Here is an 18,227-nt window from a genome sequence, read left to right as displayed (position 1 = left end):
ACAAATTACAATACAATGGAATACAGAATTGAAAAAGACACGATGGGTGAAGTGCAGGTTCCTGCAGATAAATATTGGGGAGCTCAAACGGAGCGTTCCAGAAACAACTTTAAAATTGGACCGTCGGCTTCTATGCCAAAAGAAATCATTGAAGGTTTTGCCTATTTGAAAAAGGCTGCTGCATATGCCAATCATGACCTTGGTGTTTTGCCTGTTGAAAAGAGAGATGCTATCGCTCAGGTTTGCGACGAAATTCTGGCCGGTAAACTGGAAGGAGAATTTCCTTTGGTAATCTGGCAAACAGGTTCGGGTACGCAAAGTAACATGAACGTTAATGAAGTAATTGCAAACAGAGCTCAGGTTTTGGCTGGTGGTAAAATTGGTGAAGGTGAACAGTTTATAAAAGCAAACGATGATGTAAACAAGTCACAATCTTCTAACGATACCTACCCTACAGGAATGCATATTGCAGCCTACAAAGCGGTGGTAGAAGTAACAATTCCTGGTGTTGAAAAATTAAGAGATACACTACATGCTAAAGCTGAAGCTTACAAAAATGTAGTAAAAATTGGCCGTACTCACTTAATGGATGCTACACCATTGACTTTAGGTCAGGAAATTTCAGGCTATGTAGCTCAATTGAACTACGGCTTAAAAGCAGTTAAAAATACATTGGCACACTTGTCTGAAGTAGCTTTGGGCGGAACAGCCGTAGGAACGGGATTAAATACTCCTGAAGGTTATGATGTAAAAGTTGCTGAATATATCGCAAAATTCACAGGACATCCTTTTGTAACGGCTCCTAATAAATTTGAAGCACTGGCCTCTCATGATGCCATTGTAGAAACACACGGTGCTTTGAAACAATTGGCTGTATCATTAAACAAAATTGCAAACGACGTAAGAATGTTGGCTTCCGGTCCACGTTCAGGAATTGGAGAAATTCTTATTCCGGAAAATGAACCGGGTTCTTCCATCATGCCAGGAAAAGTAAACCCTACGCAATGTGAAGCATTAACGATGGTTTGCGCTCAGGTTATGGGTAATGACGTTGCTATTACAATTGGCGGTACACAAGGACACTATGAATTAAACGTATTCAAACCTTTAATGGCTTCTAACTTCCTGCAATCGGCACGTTTGCTAGGAGATGCCTGCGTTTCTTTTGATGAGCACTGTGCACAGGGCATTGAGCCAAACTATACGCGAATCAAGGAATTGGTTGACAATTCGTTAATGCTTGTAACAGCATTAAATACTAAGATTGGTTATTATAAAGCAGCAGAAATTGCACAAACAGCACACAAAAACGGTACTACACTAAAAGAAGAAGCCGTTCGTCTTGGTTATGTTTCGCCTGAGGATTTTGATGCCTGGGTTAAACCGGAAGACATGGTGGGAAGTTTGAAATAATTCTAACCCTGGCAGGGTTGAAAGTTGAAAATAGAACTAGTAAAAAGCCTGAAGTAAACTTCAGGCTTTTTTATTTTATCAGATTCTTTTCAAACCCATCCACATACTATAATTATTTTTTTACGTTTTATTTAACATGCAAAAAAACTTTTTGTAGGTTTTTTCTATTTCGGAATTATTTATATTCGTAATCATCAAACAAATACAAATGACTAAGACTCACCCCCTAACCGAGAAAAAATGGTCGGATATCCGAAAATTTTTCACCCTGCTTCTTATTTTCTATCTGTTTTTTTACATGTTTCCTTTTCCCTTCAACCAGATTTATGGAGTCGATATTCTGACTGGTTGGTATGCGGATGGTATTGATGCCGTAATCCTTTGGGTAGGGAAAAACATATTACAAATCAAAAACCTGCAACAGATACTTAATACTGGCAGTGGCGATACCACCTTTGATTATGTAAGTCTTTTTACTTACATGTTGCTTGCTTTTCTTGCTTCAACTATTGTCTTTTTTACTACCAGAAAAAGAATCAATTACGACAGACAATATTATTGGATTATAGTATATGCCCGTTATTATCTGGGATTATACCTTATTGTCTATGGCTTATTCAAACTTCTTGAAGGACAGTTTGTTTTTCATGATTTTGGACGCCTTGAAGAAAATTTTGGTGATGCTACTCCAATGGGATTACTCTGGACATTTATGGGACATTCCAAAATATATGGAGGATTTACAGGTATTATTGAAGCCGGAGCCGGTTTTTTATTACTTTTTCATAATACCAAAACATTAGGCGCTTTGCTTAGCGTGGCCGTAATGAGCAATGTAGTATTGATGAATTTCTGTTTTGACGTTCCTGTAAAGTTATTTTCAAGCCACCTGCTACTCATCTCCATCATTATCTTAATGCCTAATCTGAAAAAACTTTATAACTTCTTTATACTCAATAAGACCGAAACATTAGACCACTGCAAACTGGTTTTCGAAAACAAATGGAAAGCAAGGGCTAGAGGTCTTGGAAAAGCATTATTGATTCTCGGTTTCAGCGCCTACATTATTTTTACGGGTGTTCAAAATATGTATACTAATGGCTCATGGGCACCGGAAGCTCCTCTAAAAGGCAGCTATCATACAACTGCTTTCTATATCTCTGAAAACGATTCGCTAAAAAAGACAGAAGACAAAAAAACACTGTGGAACAGGCTGCATATTTCCGGAAACTATGGCAGTATCCGTACCGAATCCGACAGTACAAATTATTATGCTATAAAAATTGATACGCTTAAAAATACAATAGAATTTAAATCCTATCGCGATACGACAGACATCTCCGTATTGCATTATGAAGAAAAAGCACCAAAAACATTTCTTTTAAAAGGGAAATTCGGAAAACAGAACATCCAGGCAGAATTCAATAAAAAGTCATTAGATGATTACCGTTTGGTCAATACCGGCTTCCATTGGATACAGGAATACCCGAATAACCGATAAGGAACTGTTTACAATAACAATTACATTAATTGCCTGATTTTTCTATCATTGCTTTTAATGTAATTGTTGTTATATCATCTTTGTATTTTTCGTCTTTTAATCTTTCAGAATAGTCGAAATAGTTAGTAATCTCAGTAGCTTCTTCAAATGTTATTGATTTACACTTGTTTAGAAATTCAATATTGTCAATTAATTTTAAGAGAATATCGTTTCTAAGCCTGTCTCTTTGTTCTCCGATAATTAATAGTTTCTTTAAGAGATGAAACCTGTTCATTATGGTGGAGTTAAAATCATCATTGTCGCTTTCTGCACTTCCTTCTACAATGCATTCTGTAAATATTTCGAGTTGATTCGTAGTCCAGTTTTCTAATTCAATTTCCAATTCTTTCCAGTCTTCATCTGAAAAATAGTGTTCTAATATTCTGACTACTGTGTCATTTCCTCCGCCATCTTGCCATACATCACTGTCTACAATCTCATTTTTTAATATATAAGCATACAACTCAAGAATGGCAGGATTAGAAGTCTCCGTCTTGCAGTTTTCTTTATATTTTTGTTTAAACAAGTCGAAATCTTTTGCCTGCATTTTTTTCTTTTTCTGCGGTATTACTAATCCTCTAATTTTTAATCGTGGTTCACAACTATCTACAGATATTCTACGCTCGATCTACTCCTTTTTTTTGCTTTCTATCTTTTTCAAAATATCCTCCATCATATCCATCTGGATTTTTTGGATTTCAACCAATGATTGTTCCTGGTGCAATAAAAGATGGTCAATTTTTTCATGAAGCATTCTGATTTCCAGTTCTGATTTCAAATTGATCATATAATCTTTTTTGGCTCTTTCACGGTCTTTTTCCTCCTGTCGATTCTGGCTCATCATAATGATAGGTGCCTGCAATGCTGCAATACACGACAGAATCAAATTCAAAAGTATAAACGGATACGGGTCAAAGCCTTTGTTTAATAATACAAACACATTGCCGGCAATCCACAGAAAAAGAAAAGCCATAAACGAAAGGATGAACGTCCAGCTTCCGCCAAAAGAGGCCACTTTGTCAGCGATTTTTTGACCTAACGTAAACTCCTGAATTTCATCATCCAGCTTATCAGACAAAATCGTATTGTCATTAAGTGCCTTTAATACCGTCTGCTCCATTTCAGAAAGCTCACCTGTTTCTTTCAGGAGCATTTCGGCAATATATCTCTCGCGAAAAGAATGGAGTTCTCCGATTGACATACATTTGTCATCTTCAAAATCGGGATAGTCCAGTTTGATAAAATCCAATATTGATTTTCGAACCAGATTGGCTGTAACTTTTTCAGTTTCCGGAAATTCTTTTCCTGAAATATCGCTTTTAAATTTTTTCATGAGATTGAGAGTTGATGGTTAGAACCAGTGTTTTTTTCTGAAATAATAGACCATACCAAGTACTGTCAAGAACATTACGCCAAGGACTACGAAATAGCCATTCTCCATTTTCAGTTCGGGCATATTTTCGAAATTCATTCCATAAACACCCACAATAAATGTAAGTGGCATAAAGATTACAGAAAATATGGTGAGTGTTTTCATGATCTGGTTCATGCGCTGGCTTTGAGAGGAAAAGAATACGTTTGATGCACTATCCAGTGATTTCAAATCATAATCAATCTGTTCCAAAAGTTCAAGACTTTTTTGATAAAGGCGTTCAAAAAAAGCATAATTGGATTTTTCAATGCTTCCGAAACCATCATCATTTTGGTGGGTTTTCAAATTAAAAAGGGCATCACGCAACGGGATGATAGAACGTTTCAGGAAATTCAGATTCTCACGCTCCTTTTCTATGTTTTCTAAAAAAACAGACTTATAACTGTTTTTGGCTTCCACAAGCAACGCTTCAATGCCGTTTTCATAACTTTCTATCGTTATAAAAAAGTTTTCCATGACAGCATCCAGCAAAAGATACAGCAGATAATCACTTTTCTTCTTACGGACAATACCGCTATGCGTCTTGATTCGTTCGCGAATGTGCGTAAAAAAGTCGCTCTTTTTTTCCTGAAAAGAAACCAGCAGGTTGTCCTTCAGCAAAAAACTAATCTGTTCAACCCTAACAACGGCCGATTCTTCTTCCTGCAAAATAGATTTGATACTGAAAAAAAGAACGTCGTCAAGCTCGTCCATTTTTGTTCTTCTCGAAACATTCAGTATATCGCCAATGATAAAATTCTGGATATTTAAAAGTTCGCCTATGTCCTGGATTAGTTTTACATCATGAAGACCATGCACATTAAGCCATTTGACATCCTCGGCCTGCAACGGGTCTTCAATTTCTTTCCGTACGCGGTCAAGTGAAACTTTTTTATATTCTTCATATCCCAAATCATCATATACAAACAGCTGCATTTCAACCGTATCTGTATTATGGATGCCTGTATATTCAAAATAATTGGGCTGTACTTTTCGGACTTCCTTATAACGTATTCTTCTCAAGACATTTTAATTTGTTATAAAGATAGGAGTTTTTAAAATTCCATTTTACATTTACAAAAATATTTCAGCCTGATGTCAGGGAGCCTGAAAAGCTGCCAAACCCTACTCTATCGGGCCAATTTGCAAACATTACAAAAGATGAAAACACTTCTGATTAACATAAAAGAATTACTCCAGGTAAGGCCTACACCTATTGACAAGGTTTCCGGAACGGATATGGCAACGCTACCTGCCATCCAAAATGCCTTTCTTCTTATTGAAAACAATCTGATTAGCGATTTTGGAAAAATGGAAGACCTTCCTAAGATTCCTGAAGCTCAAATTATTGATGCAACCGGAAAAACAGTACTTCCGGCCTGGTGCGACAGCCATACACATATTGTATATGCCGGAAATCGCGTACAGGAATTTGTTGACCGTATCAACGGTTTGTCGTATGAAGAAATTGCCAATCGCGGTGGTGGTATTTTAAATTCGGCAAAAAAATTAAATGAAACTTCAGAAGAAGAAATCTACCAACAATCCAAAGAACGCCTGGAAGAAGTCATGAAACAGGGTTCCGGAGCTGTAGAGATAAAATCAGGCTACGGACTAACAGTCGAGGGCGAACTGAAAATACTCCGCGTTATCAAAAAATTAAAAGAAAATTATCCGGTAGCCATAAAGGCTACTTTTTTGGGCGCCCATGCCTTTCCTAAGGAATTTAAAGAAAATCATTCCGGTTATATTGATGTTATCGTGAATGAAATGCTTCCAAAAATAGCCGCAGAAAATCTGGCCGATTATATCGATGCTTTTCTTGAAACGGGTTATTTTTCTGTTGAAGAAACAGAAAGAATCATGGAAGCCGGAAAGAAGTATGGTTTGCCTGCCAAAATCCACGTCAACCAATTTACAGCCATCAAAGGGATTGAAGCCTGTGTAAAACACAATGCTCTTTCTGTTGACCATTTGGAAATCGTAACCGATGAAGATATTGAAATATTAAAAAATTCCGATACGATGCCGGTTGCATTGCCTTCCTGCTCCTATTTTATCAGTATTCCATATACGCCAGCCCGAAAAATGATGGAAGCCGGACTGCCATTAGCTTTGGCAACCGATTTTAATCCGGGAACAACGCCATCTGGCAATATGAACTTTGTAGTGGCAACAGCCTGTATTAAAATGAAAATGACACCGGAAGAAGCGATTAATGCCGCTACTATTAACGGAGCCTATGCCATGGGACTTTCAGAAACCCACGGTTCTATTACCAAAGGAAAACGTGCCAACCTGATTATTACCAAACCAATCACTTCTTTTTATCAATTGCCATATGCTTTTGGTACCAATTTGATTGAGCAGGTGATTATTGAAGGGAAATTGGTTTGAAATAAAAAATTTTGAGAACTGAAACAATGATTAAAAATATTCTTCTTTCTATTCTATTTTCTTTTACCTTCTTAAGTTGTAATTCCCAGAAAAAAGACAATTTTAAAGCAAAAGAAATTTATAAATCTGATAATCTGACCATTACTCAAATATCAGAAAATTCTTTTATCCATACTTCATTTAAACAAACCAATGATTTTGGCAATGTTCCCTGTAATGGACTCATAGTAAGAGACAATAATGAAACTATTGTTTTTGATACGCCAGTCAATAACACTATTTCGGAAGAATTAATAAAATGGATAAATGACATTCTTCATTCAAAAATTAATGCCATTATTCCAACTCACTTTCATGACGACTGTCTTGGAGGATTAGAAGCATTTCATAATTACAATATTCCTTCTTATGCCTATATTAAAACCGTTGAATTAGCCAAAGAAAATAATTTTACTATTCCTAAAAATAGCTTTAATGATTCCGTAATATTAAAAGTGGGAGATAAAGAAACCATTACAAAATTTTTCGGAGAAGGCCATACAAAAGACAATGTTGTTGGTTATTTCCCAAGTGAGAATATATTATTTGGAGGATGTTTATTAAAAGAACTAAAGGCAAGTAAGGGATATTTAGGAGACGCCAATATTTCCGCCTGGTCAAATACGGTTGAAAAAGTGAAAAGGGAATATCCTGACATAAAAATTATAGTTCCGGGACACGGAAAATATGGAAACCATGAATTACTTGATTATACCATTAAGTTATTCAAAACTCAATAAAATTTTAGCTATTAGCAGAATAGAACGGAAACCATGATTAAAAAAAGGAGCCAATTGGCTCCTTTTCTATGCAGTTTAAGTTTTGGTGTTTTGTTTGTCTTATTTCAGCGTAAAGCTTGTTTTTGAAACCAGTGTTCCTTTGTCAAAAATATTTACAAAGTAGGTGCCTTTTTCAAAATCTACGCCATTGCCGTCCAAAAATTCGCAGACATCTACTGCTTTATTTTCATAGGCCACTGTAGTTGTGAAACTGTAAGTCAATGACATATCGCCAAAAGCTTCTGTTTTTTTCTCACCTAACACGTTGTTTTTGCTGTCGATGATTTGAACGTAGTACAGCTTGTTTCCTGATTTGGCAACCTCATTTTGCGCAATGGCAAAACAAACTTTAAGCTTATCCGCTCTTCTTGCTCTTTCGGTTACAACCTGTTTTCCTGAACTTCTTTCTTTGATGGCTTCAGTTCTTAAATTCATTACTGTTAGCTTCGAAGCTTTTTCAACGGTTTTGGCCAGATTTTCATTTTGAATGACCAATGTGTCGTTAAATCTTTTAGCTTCTCCTAAGGCCATAGAAATACTGTCATTTTTGGAAGCTAAAAGCGAATTCTGATTTTTCAGTAATCCGTTTTCTTTCGCTAATGCATTAAATTTGGCATTAAGAGCATTGTATTGGCTTTGGTATTTTTTCAGAGAAGCCACGTCTCCTTTTGATTTTTCGAGGTCAGCCATCAGTTTGACAACTTTTTCTCTTTCTGCAATCAGCTCATCCGATATGGATGTGTTTTCTGCGATAGCAGCATCTAATTTGGTTTTCAGAGCGGCGAGGTCATTCATTGCAGTCTCTTTGTCCTTGACTAAAAGAGTTTCTGTAGATTTTGCATCGCTGCTCATTTTGTACATGTAGACTAAACTCCCCGCGAGCAGAATTGCCAAAACGACGATAATCGCTTTTAAGCTCGAATTGCTTTTTTGATTTTCCATAATAGTAGTGGTAATGGTTTAAACAAATTAAATAATTTTTTGGGGGATTTATAAGACACTTAACGTAAGTTTATATAATTATATTATTTTTGAACCTAAATATTTTTTATGGAAAAGCTTATTCCCTTCACTGTGCACGATTTAGCAAGACTAACTAATTTTCGAAGCGGTGAGGTCAAATTTGGCGAAAAAATGCAGACCATCCCAAAAGGGGCGGATGCTTCAGAATACCTAAAAAATTCCGATGCGAAATTTGTGTTGTTCGGAATTCCGGAAGACATTGGCGTACGGGCCAATTACGGACGACCGGGAGCTGCTTCTGCCTGGGAAAGTACTATAAAAAGCATTGCCAACATCCAGCACAACCGCTTTAGCAAAGGCAACCAGATTTTAGTCCTGGGCCATTTGGATGTGGCCGAAGAAATGAAAGAAGTAGAAAATCTGGATTTTAATATTATTGAAGAACGCAAACAGCTTTCCAAAGTAGTAGAAAAGATTGACAAGGAAGTTTCGCATATTATTTTCAATATCGTTAAAGCCGGAAAAATTCCGGTTATTATAGGTGGCGGACATAACAATGCCTATGGAAATATCAAAGGAACTGCTCTTGCCAAAGGAAAAGCCATCAATGCAGTTAATTTTGACGCCCATTCCGATTTCAGAATATTGGAAGGAAGACACAGCGGCAACGGTTTTTCGTATGCGTATGAAGAAGGCTTTCTTAAAAAATATTTTGTTTTTGGGCTACACGAAAGCTATACCTCAAAAAGTGTACTGCATGAAATAAAAAAACTAGAAGACAGGGTTCGAATCAATACCTATGATGAAATCAACATCCGCAAAGAAAAAGATTTCAGATTGGAAATGGAAAGAGCCTATTCGTTTATCCGAAATGATTTTTACGGTATCGAAATTGATTTGGATTCCATTCCCGGAATACCAAGCAGCGCGATGACATTGAGCGGCTTTTCCGTAGAAGAAGTGCGTCAGTTTATCCATTTTTTCAGCCAGGACCCAAATGCGTGCTATCTCCATATTTGCGAAGGAGCTCCTGATTTGGGAGATTCCAAAAACAGCCATCTGGTTGGAAAATTAATAGGTTATCTTGTAACCGATTTTATGAAAGCCAAGGGCGAAATAGAAAAATAGATGAATATACTTCTCATTGAAGACGACAAACGAATCAGCGATTTTGTAATCAAGGGACTGGAAGAAAACGGTTTTTCCGTTACCCTTGCCGTTACCGGAGAAATTGCACGTGAAATGGTGTCGGAAAACGAATGGGATATCATCCTGATGGATATTATGCTGCCCGGCATAGATGGGATACAGCTTACGAAACTTATCCGATTCAAAAAAAACCATACCCCTATTCTGGTATTGAGTGCGCTGGATGATGCAGACAATAAAGTAGCTGCCTTAGATAGCGGTGCTGATGATTATCTGGTTAAGCCTTTCCATTTTAAAGAATTGATTTCGAGGATAAATGCGTTGACAAGGAGAACCAAATTCAATTATAAAGAAAAAGAACAGGTTTATTTTTGCCATAACCTGACGGTCAATCTTGACGAGCATTCCGTTTTTCAAAATGACCAGGCAATTGATTTGTCGCCGAGAGAATACAAACTGCTTTTGTTTTTATTGGAGAACAAGAACAAGGTCGTTTCCAGAACACAAATCCTAAATGCCGTTTGGGGCATCCATTATGACAATAATACGAATGTGGTAGACGTATATATTTCTTATCTTAGAAACAAAATTGACGAAAACCAGCATAAATTCATCCATACCATCAAAGGAACCGGCTACATGCTCAAAGAATAGTTTATGAAAATCCGAAACCGCTTAACGTTAATCTCATCCCTTACTTTTGGATTTGTTTTCATTATCGCGTCGGTTTTGATTTATTTTGCATTCTACAACAGTTCTGAAAAGGTTGTCTTTAAAGAATTGCAGAAAACCTGCCTGCTCTCTGCCATCTATTATCTTGAAAAAGACGAACTCCCGCACTACGAACACTCCGCTATTAAAGAACAATTTGAGGAGAATATCCAAAATGATATCGTTCGGGTTTACGACCTCAATAATGTTATTGTTTATGGTGAAAAGGAAGCCGACAGGAACATAAATCCTACGAATCTTAACTTTATCCGCAAAAACAAAAAACTTAGCTTTAAGTCCAACAACCACTTTTATTACGGAATCTTTTATAATGACAACCAGGGAGATTTTGTGGTATTTGTAAAAACAAAAAGCGAAGTATTCAAGTCGCAAACCAACCGATTGCTCGTTATTATGATTGTCGTTTTATTTGGTGGACTATTTTTGATTTTCCTCCTGAGCCGGTTACTTTCCAATATTGCGTATCGCCCAATTACAAATGTTATCAACCAGGTTAATTCGATGGAATTAAGCTCCTTAGACGATCCTATTTTATCTTCTAATACAAATGACGAAGTACAGGAACTGATTGCAACATTCAACAATCTTTTGAGCCGTCTTTCGGATACTTTTGCCATACAAAAGAATTTTATCAACTACGTTTCACACGAGTTTAAAACGCCTTTAGCTTCAATTTCCGGAAATCTGGAAGTTTTTGCCCAAAAGGACAGAACGCCGGAAGAATACCAAAAAGTAACTTCGGAGGCTTTGGAAAATGTCTACCATATCGAAGAAATACTAAACAATCTTATGATGCTTTCCGGACTGAAAACTATCCATCAGGAAAATGAAACTTTCCGTATTGATGAAACCGTTTGGGACATCAACGACCAGATTTTTGAAACACACGAAAAGCAGGAAATCGGTATTGATTTAGACGTAAAAAATGAGGAATTGCTATCTGTTAAAGGTAATGAAGTGCAAATCAGGCTGGCATTGTACAATCTGATAGAAAATGCCGTAAAATATTCAGAAGGAAATCCTATAAAAATTTCACTTTCAGAGGTGAACAATCAACTTCAAATTATAATAGAGGATTATGGGAAAGGTATTCTAAAAGAAGACCTGAACTACATACAGCAGACCTTTTATCGTGGCAAAAATGTAGGCAATATTAAAGGAAGCGGTATTGGGCTTTCACTGGCAACTATTATTTTTAAACAAAACAACATACAGTTTGCAATTCATTCAGAAGAAAACTCCGGAACCCGTATTACACTACTGTTTCCAAAACTCTAATCGTTTTCTAATGTTGGATTAATCTAATTCTAATGCGGCTCAAATAGGGCTATAATCTTTGCGATATAGATTTGCAGTCATAAAATAGACTCAAATTGAAACGCATTTTTTTTACCGCCATTTTTACAAGCTTTTGCCTATCCGGCAAAGCACAGAATACAACAGCAAGAGATACCGTATCGGTTTCCAGGGCTGAAGCCGAAACTATTTTTCTAAAAAACAACCTGAGACTGCTGTCTGAAAAGCTGAATATCGACCAAGCAGAAGCTCAGGTAATCCAGGCCAGATTGTGGCCAAATCCGCGTTTGGAAGTGGGTGAAATCAACTTGTGGTCAAATGCAAAATCAGAACAGCTTCCTCCCATTTTTGGAAATTGGGGAAAAACTTCTGAAGTAACTGTTGGTTTGGAACAACTCATCTATACCGCACGAAAAAGAAAGAAGCAGATTGAAATGGAAAAAGTAGGCGTAGAAATAGCACAGGAATATTTTCAGGACTTCCTGCGTATTCTAAAAGTCGAATTCCGAAACAACCTGACGCAGTTACAGTATACTCAGGAAAAACAGAACCTGTATAAAAAGCAACTGACTTCTATCCAAAAACTTCTTACTGCCTATTCCAATCAGGCGAAACAAGGGAATATCAGCAAAAGCGAATTCATCCGTCTGAAAGCCTCCGAACTCGAATTTGTAAAACAATTAAGCGATTTGCAAAAAGAAAACAACCAGCTCCAAAAAGAACTCAAAACGCTGATGAACCTTCCTCCGCATAGCTATCTTAAAATAAGCATAGACAAATTCGTACCGGATTTGGATAAAGTAGCCAATATCAATCTTGCTGAACTGGCATCTGCTGCTTTGGAAAACCGTCCGGATGTAAAGGCATCGGTTCTTGAAGAGAAATACAATAACCGGAAATATAAATATGAATTGTCACAACGCACGCCTGATGTCACTTTATTAGCCAGTTATGACAGAGGTGGAAACATCATGAATGACTTTGTGGGTGTGGGATTTGCCATAGACCTTCCCTTTTTCAGCAGAAACCAGGGAAACATCAAATCTGCCAAAATAGAAATCCAAAAAAGCCAGTATATGAAAGAAGAAAAAAACAATCAGGCACAGAATGAAGTCATTCAGGCTTATGAAGATTTGGTCGTATCCAAAAGATTATACGAAAATATCGAGGCCTCTTATGAAAAAGACTTAGACCTGCTTTTGGAAAGCCATCAGAAAAACTTCACCTTGAGAAACACCAGCATGCTGGAATATCTGGACTTTGTCAATGCTTATCTCGAAAACAAAACCATCATTCTGGATTCTAAAAAAGAACTGAATGAACATTATGAGGAACTGCAGTTTGTAATAGGCAAAGAGCTTTAATCTTCTCTAATTCAGAAAACACATATCATGAAATATATCTATTTAATGCCATTAGCGTTACTTTTCAGTTGTAACGAAAAAGAAACTGTTACTGAAAAAAACGAAAAATTCTGTCTCAACGACGACCTTAAAAAGAAAGTCACCATTGAAGAAATAAAAAGAGAACCCGTTTCAGAAACTTTTACGCTGACCGGAAATGTTACTTACAATTCTGATAATGTGATACAGTTTACAAGCCTCATTAATGGCGTGGTAACCAACACTTATTTCTCTTTGGGTGATTATGTCAAAAAAGGACAGGTATTGGCCGAAATCAAAAGTACGGAGCTTAACGGATTACAATCTGAAAATAAATCGGTTGAATCACAATTGGCTGTAGCACAGCGACAGCTTGCCTCCGTGAAATCAATGTTTGAAGACGGGATTGCATCCCAAAAAGACCTTATTCAGGCAGAAAGCGAAGTCAAAGTGCTGAAAGCTTCACTTGAAAATATAAAAAGTAACCTGGCATTGTATAGTGCTAGTCCTGAAAAATCTGTGTTCCAAATCAAGGCTCCGTCCAATGGTTTTATAGTTGCCAAAAACATGAGCTCAGGAATGCAGATTTCTTCAGGCAGCGAACCCCTGTTTACCATATCCGACCTGAATGAGGTTTGGGTTATGGTTAATATTTATGCAACGGACATGCAGAATATCAAAGAAAATATGGAGGTGAAAATCAAAACACTGGCTTATCCGGATGAAGTTTTTAGCGGAAAAATTTCGGCTTTATCACAAGTATTCGATGCGGAAGAACATGTCTTAAAAGCACGAATCGTGATGAAAAATACCGACTTGAAGCTGAAACCGGGCATGTCTGCCGATATTATCCTGAACAAATCCAATGCTTCTGCTGAATCCTTACTTGCGGTACCGGTAAAAGCTGTGATTTTTGACGACAATCAAAATTTTCTGGTTGTCTACAAAGACGATTGCAATCTTGAAATCAGACAGGTAGACCCTGTAACTAAAAACAGGGAGGTCGTTTATTTCGACAAGGGAATCCAGGAAAATGAAAAAATTATTTCTAAAAATCAGCTGCTGATTTATGAAAGCCTAAAATAACATTACAATGCAAAAGCTAGTACAAAGTATAGTAGCGTTCTCGCTCAAAAATTCGCTTATCGTATTCTTTGCAACCGTGTTGTTGTTTGCCGGAGGAATCATAAGTTATATGCACACTCCTATTGAGGCATTTCCGGATGTAACCAACACAAGAGCGCGAATCATCACGCAATGGCCGGGACGAAGTGCCGAAGAAGTAGAAAAATTCATCACCCTGCCCATTTCAAAGCAGATGAATACCATCCCGAAAAAAGCGGAGGTTCGTTCTATTTCGCTTTTCGGATTGTCTGTTGTTACGGTTCTTTTCAATGAAGACGTAGACGATTTTTATGCACAACAATATGCCTCCAACAGAATGGCAAGTGTTAGCCTTCCCGAAGGAGCCGATGCCGAAATTGACCCGCCTTATGGTGCCACCGGTGAAATTTTCCGTTATGTCGTAAAGGGCAACCTGCCTATAAAAGAACTTACTGCCATACAGGACTGGGTAATTGAACGGGAATTGGTTTCGGTTCCCGGTGTTGCTAACGTAGTAAGTTTTGGTGGAGAAGAAAAAATCTACGAAATAAAAATCAATCCGACAGAACTTGTCAACTATGACCTCTCGCCTCTTGACGTTTATGAAGCGGTTTCCAAAAGCAATATCAATGTGGGTGGTGATGTCATACAGCGTGGTGACCAGGCTTATGTAGTGCGTGGTGTGGGCTTACTGGACAATATTGACGATATCGGAAACATACTGATTGAAGTAAAAGGTTCTACTCCTATTCTGGTAAAACACGTCGCAGAAGTAAAAATTGGTTCTAAACCCCGATTAGGACAAGTAGGATTAGATAATAATGACGATTTGGTAGAGGGAATCGTTGTCATGCTTCGCGGAGAAAATCCTAGTGAAGTCATTGCCAACCTAAGAACCCGAATTGACGAACTGAATGAAAGAATCTTACCAAAAGGTGTAACCATTGAACCTTTTATAGACAGAACGGAATTGGTCAACACCACCGTCCATACGGTTACAAAAAACCTGATTGAAGGTGTATTGCTCGTGTCGCTGATTGTTTTCATCTTCATGTACAACTGGCGTACAACCGTTATTGTTGCTTCTGTAATTCCGCTTTCGTTTTTGTTTGCCATCATCATGTTGCGCATACAGGGACTTCCGGCCAACCTGATTTCTATGGGTGCTCTTGATTTTGGATTGCTGCTGGAAGGAACGCTCGTCATTGTGGAACAGGTTTTTGTCTCGCTCGAAAAGAAAGCGCATAAGGTGGGAATGCAGCGTTTCAACAATATGTCAAAAATGGGACTTATCAAAAAAAGTGTGGGAAGCGTGGCAACCTATATTTTCTTTGCCCTAATCATATTAATCGTTGCCCTGTTGCCTATTTTCTCTTTCCAGAAAGTAGAAGGAAAAATGTTCTCGCCGTTGGCTTTTACTTTGGGCTATGCTTTAGTAGGTTCATTGATATTGAGCCTTACTTATGTTCCAGCGATGTGCAAGGTGCTGCTAACTAAAAACATTGTTGAAAAGGAAAACAAGATTTCCCGATTCTTTAGAGAGAATCTTTATAAAATGTTCCAGTGGAGTGAAAAGCATCGCAGGGCTACCGTATATGGTTTTATAATCCTGCTCGCCATTTGCTTTGGACGATTTATGTTCTATGGTTCAGAGTTTATTCCTAAACTTAATGAAGGAGCCATCTATATTCGTGCTACGTTACCGAACAGCATCAATCTTGATGAATCCGTACGTCTAACCAAAGAAATGAAAACGAAGCTCCAGAAATTTGACGAGGTAAAATTCATCCTTTCCCAAACCGGAAGGCCAAATGACGGAACCGACCCAACCGGCTTTTTCAACATTGAATTTCACATGGAACTGAAACACCAGAACGAATGGAAAAGGAAAATTTCAAAAGAAGACCTGATTGCTGAAATCAAAGAAAAGCTTGAAGAATATCCGGGCATCAATTTCGGGTTCAGTCAGCCAATCCAGGATAATGTTGAAGAATATGTAGCCGGAGTAAAAAGTCCGCTGGTTATCAAAATATTTGGTGATGATTTGTTCAAACTGGAAGAATATGCCAATAAGGTAGCCAAATCAATTGCTCCTGTAAAAGGTATTGAAGATGTGAATGTGTATAAAAATATTGGGCTGCCGGAATTGCGAATCCAGTTGCATGATTCAAAAATGGCGCGCTATGGCGTAAAAACTTCTGATGCACAGGCAGTAATTGCGATGACAATTGGCGGTCAGGCGGCGACTACATTCTATGAAAACGAACGTATGTTTGATGTTAGAATCCGTTTTGAAAAAGAATACAGAGACTCTAAAGAAAAAATAGAAAATATCCTGATTCCTGCCATGGACGGTAAAAAAGTGCCGCTGCGTGAAATTGCAACGGTCAGCTATCAAACCGGGCCAACCTTTATTTATAGAGAAGGTAACAGCCGTTACATTGCCATTGGTTTCAGTATTGAAGGACGTGATTTGGGCAGTACTATCGCAGAAGCCCAGAAAAAAGTAGCTGCCGAAGTCAAGCTTCCGAAAGAAAACACCATGAAATGGGCCGGTGAATTCGAAAGTAAGGAACGTGCTTCCAAACAATTAGCAATTATTGTTCCGGTGGTATTATTATTTATACTGTTCCTGCTGTATTTCAATTTTGGAAACATGAAAGACACATTAATTGCAACCAGTACGATTCCGTATGCCTTTGCGGGAGGTTTCCTTTCGTTATGGATGACAGGAACCATCTTCGGGATTTCAGCAGGTATTGGTTTTATTATCCTTTTTGGAGTTAACACTATTAACGGAATCATTTTGATTGCCGTCATGAAAGATAATCTTCGGGCTAAAATGCCTTTAAAGCAAGCCATTTCCGAAGGTGTTTACAGCAGAATTCGTCCCATTGTGATGATTGCGCTGATGGGTTCCATGGGTCTATTACCTGCGGCGCTTTCATCAGGGATGGGTTCTGAAATCCAAAAACCTTTAGCCATTATGATTGTAGGCGGCCTGCTTTTCTGTATGATTTTTTCATTGACTGTCCTGCCGCAGGTATTTTATATCGCCTATAGAAAAAAACATGAGTAGTTGCATGTTGGTTTGTTTTATTTTTGGTTAATAGGGTTCAAAGCTCCAATTATTGGGGCTTTGTTCTTTTTTGGCGGTAAAAAACAAAAGGAATCCGTTTAATAATTAAAGACTATCTTTGCCGCATATTTGCAATTAATGCAACTATTAAATTTGATTTTATGTTATTTGAAGATTTATCTCTTTCTAAAAGTATACAAACAGCCGTTCACGAACTTGGCTACATTGAAGCCACTCCTATCCAGGAAAAATCCATCCCGATTATACTGGCCGGAAATGATTTGGTAGGCTGTGCACAAACCGGTACCGGAAAAACCGGTGCTTTTGCTATTCCTATTGTTCATCATTTGCACCGTATTGTAGGTTCTGCTAAGAAAACAAAACAAATCAGGGCGCTTGTTGTTACGCCTACCCGCGAATTGGCCGTACAAATAGGACAAAGTTTTGATGCCTATGCAAAATATACCAATCTGGTACAGCTAACTATTTTTGGTGGTGTTTCGCAAGTGCCACAAGTAGAACTCCTAAAAAAGGGCGTTGACATCCTAATCGTTACACCGGGAAGATTGCTAGACCTTCACAAACAAGGTTTTATCAATCTTGACCACCTTCATACCCTGGTTCTGGACGAAGCCGACCAGATGCTTGACATGGGGTTTATCCATGATGTGAAAAAGATAGTAAAGCTTACGCCAAAAAACAGGCAGACGCTTTTATTTTCGGCTACTATGCCAATGGCTATCCGCGAATTGGCTGAAACTTTCCTGAACCAACCGGAATATGTTTCCGTTTCTCCTCCGTCAACAACGGCTGAAACTGTAGAGCAGCGTATTTATTTTGTTCATAAAAGTGACAAGCGAAAATTATTATACCATTTAATCCGAAATGAAAAAATTTCTGATGTGCTTGTTTTTGCCAGAACCAAACACGGTGCTGACAACGT

General features: G+C 37.8%; 15 protein-coding genes. 11 read left to right on the top strand and 4 right to left on the bottom strand.

The features are described from left to right. Window positions 1-15: 15 nt before the first annotated feature. On the top strand, window positions 16-1,413 hold the full coding sequence (fumC, locus tag BGO88_RS00130) for a class II fumarate hydratase (protein WP_273238388.1): 1,398 nt from the start codon (window positions 16-18) through the stop codon (window positions 1,411-1,413). Window positions 1,414-1,621: 208 nt separating this feature from the next. Beyond that, on the top strand, window positions 1,622-2,914 hold the full coding sequence (locus BGO88_RS00125) for a hypothetical protein (RefSeq protein ID WP_157486192.1): 1,293 nt from the start codon (window positions 1,622-1,624) through the stop codon (window positions 2,912-2,914). 25 nt (window positions 2,915-2,939) lie between these two features. On the opposite strand, the gene BGO88_RS00120 is transcribed toward BGO88_RS00125, so the two are convergent. The 3 genes from BGO88_RS00120 to corA form a co-directional block, all read right to left on the bottom strand. Then, window positions 2,940-3,500 carry a hypothetical protein gene (locus BGO88_RS00120; RefSeq protein ID WP_286705531.1) on the bottom strand — a complete coding sequence of 187 codons (561 nt, stop codon included), beginning with the start codon at window positions 3,498-3,500 and terminating at the stop codon, window positions 2,940-2,942. An 81-nt stretch (window positions 3,501-3,581) separates the two neighbouring features. Further along, window positions 3,582-4,286 (bottom strand): DUF1003 domain-containing protein, encoded by a 705-nt coding sequence (locus tag BGO88_RS00115; RefSeq protein WP_056073252.1) that lies wholly within the window; start codon window positions 4,284-4,286, stop codon window positions 3,582-3,584. An 18-nt stretch (window positions 4,287-4,304) separates the two neighbouring features. Then, the gene (corA, locus tag BGO88_RS00110; protein WP_056073249.1) at window positions 4,305-5,387 is read right to left on the bottom strand and encodes a magnesium/cobalt transporter CorA; all 1,083 of its coding nucleotides are present in this window, start codon (window positions 5,385-5,387) and stop codon (window positions 4,305-4,307) included. A 138-nt stretch (window positions 5,388-5,525) separates the two neighbouring features. Here corA and hutI point away from each other — a divergent pair, with 138 nt between their 5' ends. Both hutI and blaCHM read left to right on the top strand, forming a co-directional pair. Beyond that, window positions 5,526-6,761, top strand: coding sequence for an imidazolonepropionase (gene hutI, locus BGO88_RS00105; protein WP_286705530.1), 1,236 nt, complete (start codon window positions 5,526-5,528; stop codon window positions 6,759-6,761). Window positions 6,762-6,787: 26 nt separating this feature from the next. Then, a complete protein-coding gene (blaCHM, locus tag BGO88_RS00100; protein WP_286705565.1) occupies window positions 6,788-7,540 on the top strand; it encodes a CHM family subclass B1 metallo-beta-lactamase in 753 nt (250 codons plus the stop codon). A gap of 99 nt (window positions 7,541-7,639) precedes the next feature. On the opposite strand, the gene BGO88_RS00095 is transcribed toward blaCHM, so the two are convergent. Then, entirely contained in the window at window positions 7,640-8,521 is an 882-nt protein-coding gene (locus BGO88_RS00095; RefSeq protein WP_056073237.1) for a DUF8428 domain-containing protein, read from the bottom strand. 108 nt (window positions 8,522-8,629) lie between these two features. On the opposite strand from BGO88_RS00095, the gene BGO88_RS00090 reads away from it, so the two are divergent. The 7 genes from BGO88_RS00090 to BGO88_RS00060 form a co-directional block, all read left to right on the top strand. Next, a complete protein-coding gene (locus BGO88_RS00090; RefSeq protein ID WP_286705529.1) occupies window positions 8,630-9,670 on the top strand; it encodes a formimidoylglutamase in 1,041 nt (346 codons plus the stop codon). After that, entirely contained in the window at window positions 9,671-10,345 is a 675-nt protein-coding gene (locus BGO88_RS00085) for a response regulator transcription factor (protein ID WP_286705528.1), read from the top strand. Window positions 10,346-10,348: 3 nt separating this feature from the next. After that, window positions 10,349-11,701 carry a sensor histidine kinase gene (locus BGO88_RS00080; RefSeq protein ID WP_056073229.1) on the top strand — a complete coding sequence of 451 codons (1,353 nt, stop codon included), beginning with the start codon at window positions 10,349-10,351 and terminating at the stop codon, window positions 11,699-11,701. 95 nt (window positions 11,702-11,796) lie between these two features. Continuing rightward, entirely contained in the window at window positions 11,797-13,083 is a 1,287-nt protein-coding gene (locus BGO88_RS00075; protein ID WP_286705527.1) for a TolC family protein, read from the top strand. A gap of 27 nt (window positions 13,084-13,110) precedes the next feature. Continuing rightward, window positions 13,111-14,187, top strand: a complete 1,077-nt coding sequence (locus tag BGO88_RS00070) for an efflux RND transporter periplasmic adaptor subunit (protein ID WP_056073224.1) — start codon at window positions 13,111-13,113, stop codon at window positions 14,185-14,187. Window positions 14,188-14,194: 7 nt separating this feature from the next. Then, window positions 14,195-17,284: an efflux RND transporter permease subunit gene (locus BGO88_RS00065; RefSeq protein WP_277017056.1), complete on the top strand. Its 3,090-nt coding sequence runs from the start codon at window positions 14,195-14,197 to the stop codon at window positions 17,282-17,284. 161 nt (window positions 17,285-17,445) lie between these two features. Beyond that, window positions 17,446-18,227: DEAD/DEAH box helicase (locus BGO88_RS00060; protein ID WP_286705526.1), on the top strand; the 782-nt coding region annotated here is incomplete at its 3' end.

This window comes from Flavobacterium sp. 38-13 (assembly GCF_001899155.1).
In the GTDB taxonomy this organism is placed as follows: domain Bacteria; phylum Bacteroidota; class Bacteroidia; order Flavobacteriales; family Flavobacteriaceae; genus Flavobacterium; species Flavobacterium lindanitolerans.
Note: the sequence above shows the minus strand (reverse complement) of the source record. Positions and strands in the feature narration are given on the sequence as shown.

Excerpts from the sequence above, each read along its gene's own strand:
- BGO88_RS00085 (WP_286705528.1), top strand. The coding sequence starts at position 9,671 with ATGAATATACTTCTCATTGAAGACGACAAACGAATCAGCGATTTTGTA.
- BGO88_RS00120 (WP_286705531.1), bottom strand. The coding sequence starts at position 3,500 with ATGCAGGCAAAAGATTTCGACTTGTTTAAACAAAAATATAAAGAAAAC.
- BGO88_RS00095 (WP_056073237.1), bottom strand. The coding sequence starts at position 8,521 with ATGGAAAATCAAAAAAGCAATTCGAGCTTAAAAGCGATTATCGTCGTT.
- BGO88_RS00115 (WP_056073252.1), bottom strand. The coding sequence starts at position 4,286 with ATGAAAAAATTTAAAAGCGATATTTCAGGAAAAGAATTTCCGGAAACT.
- BGO88_RS00065 (WP_277017056.1), top strand. The coding sequence starts at position 14,195 with ATGCAAAAGCTAGTACAAAGTATAGTAGCGTTCTCGCTCAAAAATTCG.
- blaCHM (WP_286705565.1), top strand. The coding sequence starts at position 6,788 with ATGATTAAAAATATTCTTCTTTCTATTCTATTTTCTTTTACCTTCTTA.
- hutI (WP_286705530.1), top strand. The coding sequence starts at position 5,526 with ATGAAAACACTTCTGATTAACATAAAAGAATTACTCCAGGTAAGGCCT.
- fumC (WP_273238388.1), top strand. The coding sequence starts at position 16 with ATGGAATACAGAATTGAAAAAGACACGATGGGTGAAGTGCAGGTTCCT.
- BGO88_RS00090 (WP_286705529.1), top strand. The coding sequence starts at position 8,630 with ATGGAAAAGCTTATTCCCTTCACTGTGCACGATTTAGCAAGACTAACT.
- BGO88_RS00070 (WP_056073224.1), top strand. The coding sequence starts at position 13,111 with ATGAAATATATCTATTTAATGCCATTAGCGTTACTTTTCAGTTGTAAC.
- BGO88_RS00080 (WP_056073229.1), top strand. The coding sequence starts at position 10,349 with ATGAAAATCCGAAACCGCTTAACGTTAATCTCATCCCTTACTTTTGGA.
- BGO88_RS00125 (WP_157486192.1), top strand. The coding sequence starts at position 1,622 with ATGACTAAGACTCACCCCCTAACCGAGAAAAAATGGTCGGATATCCGA.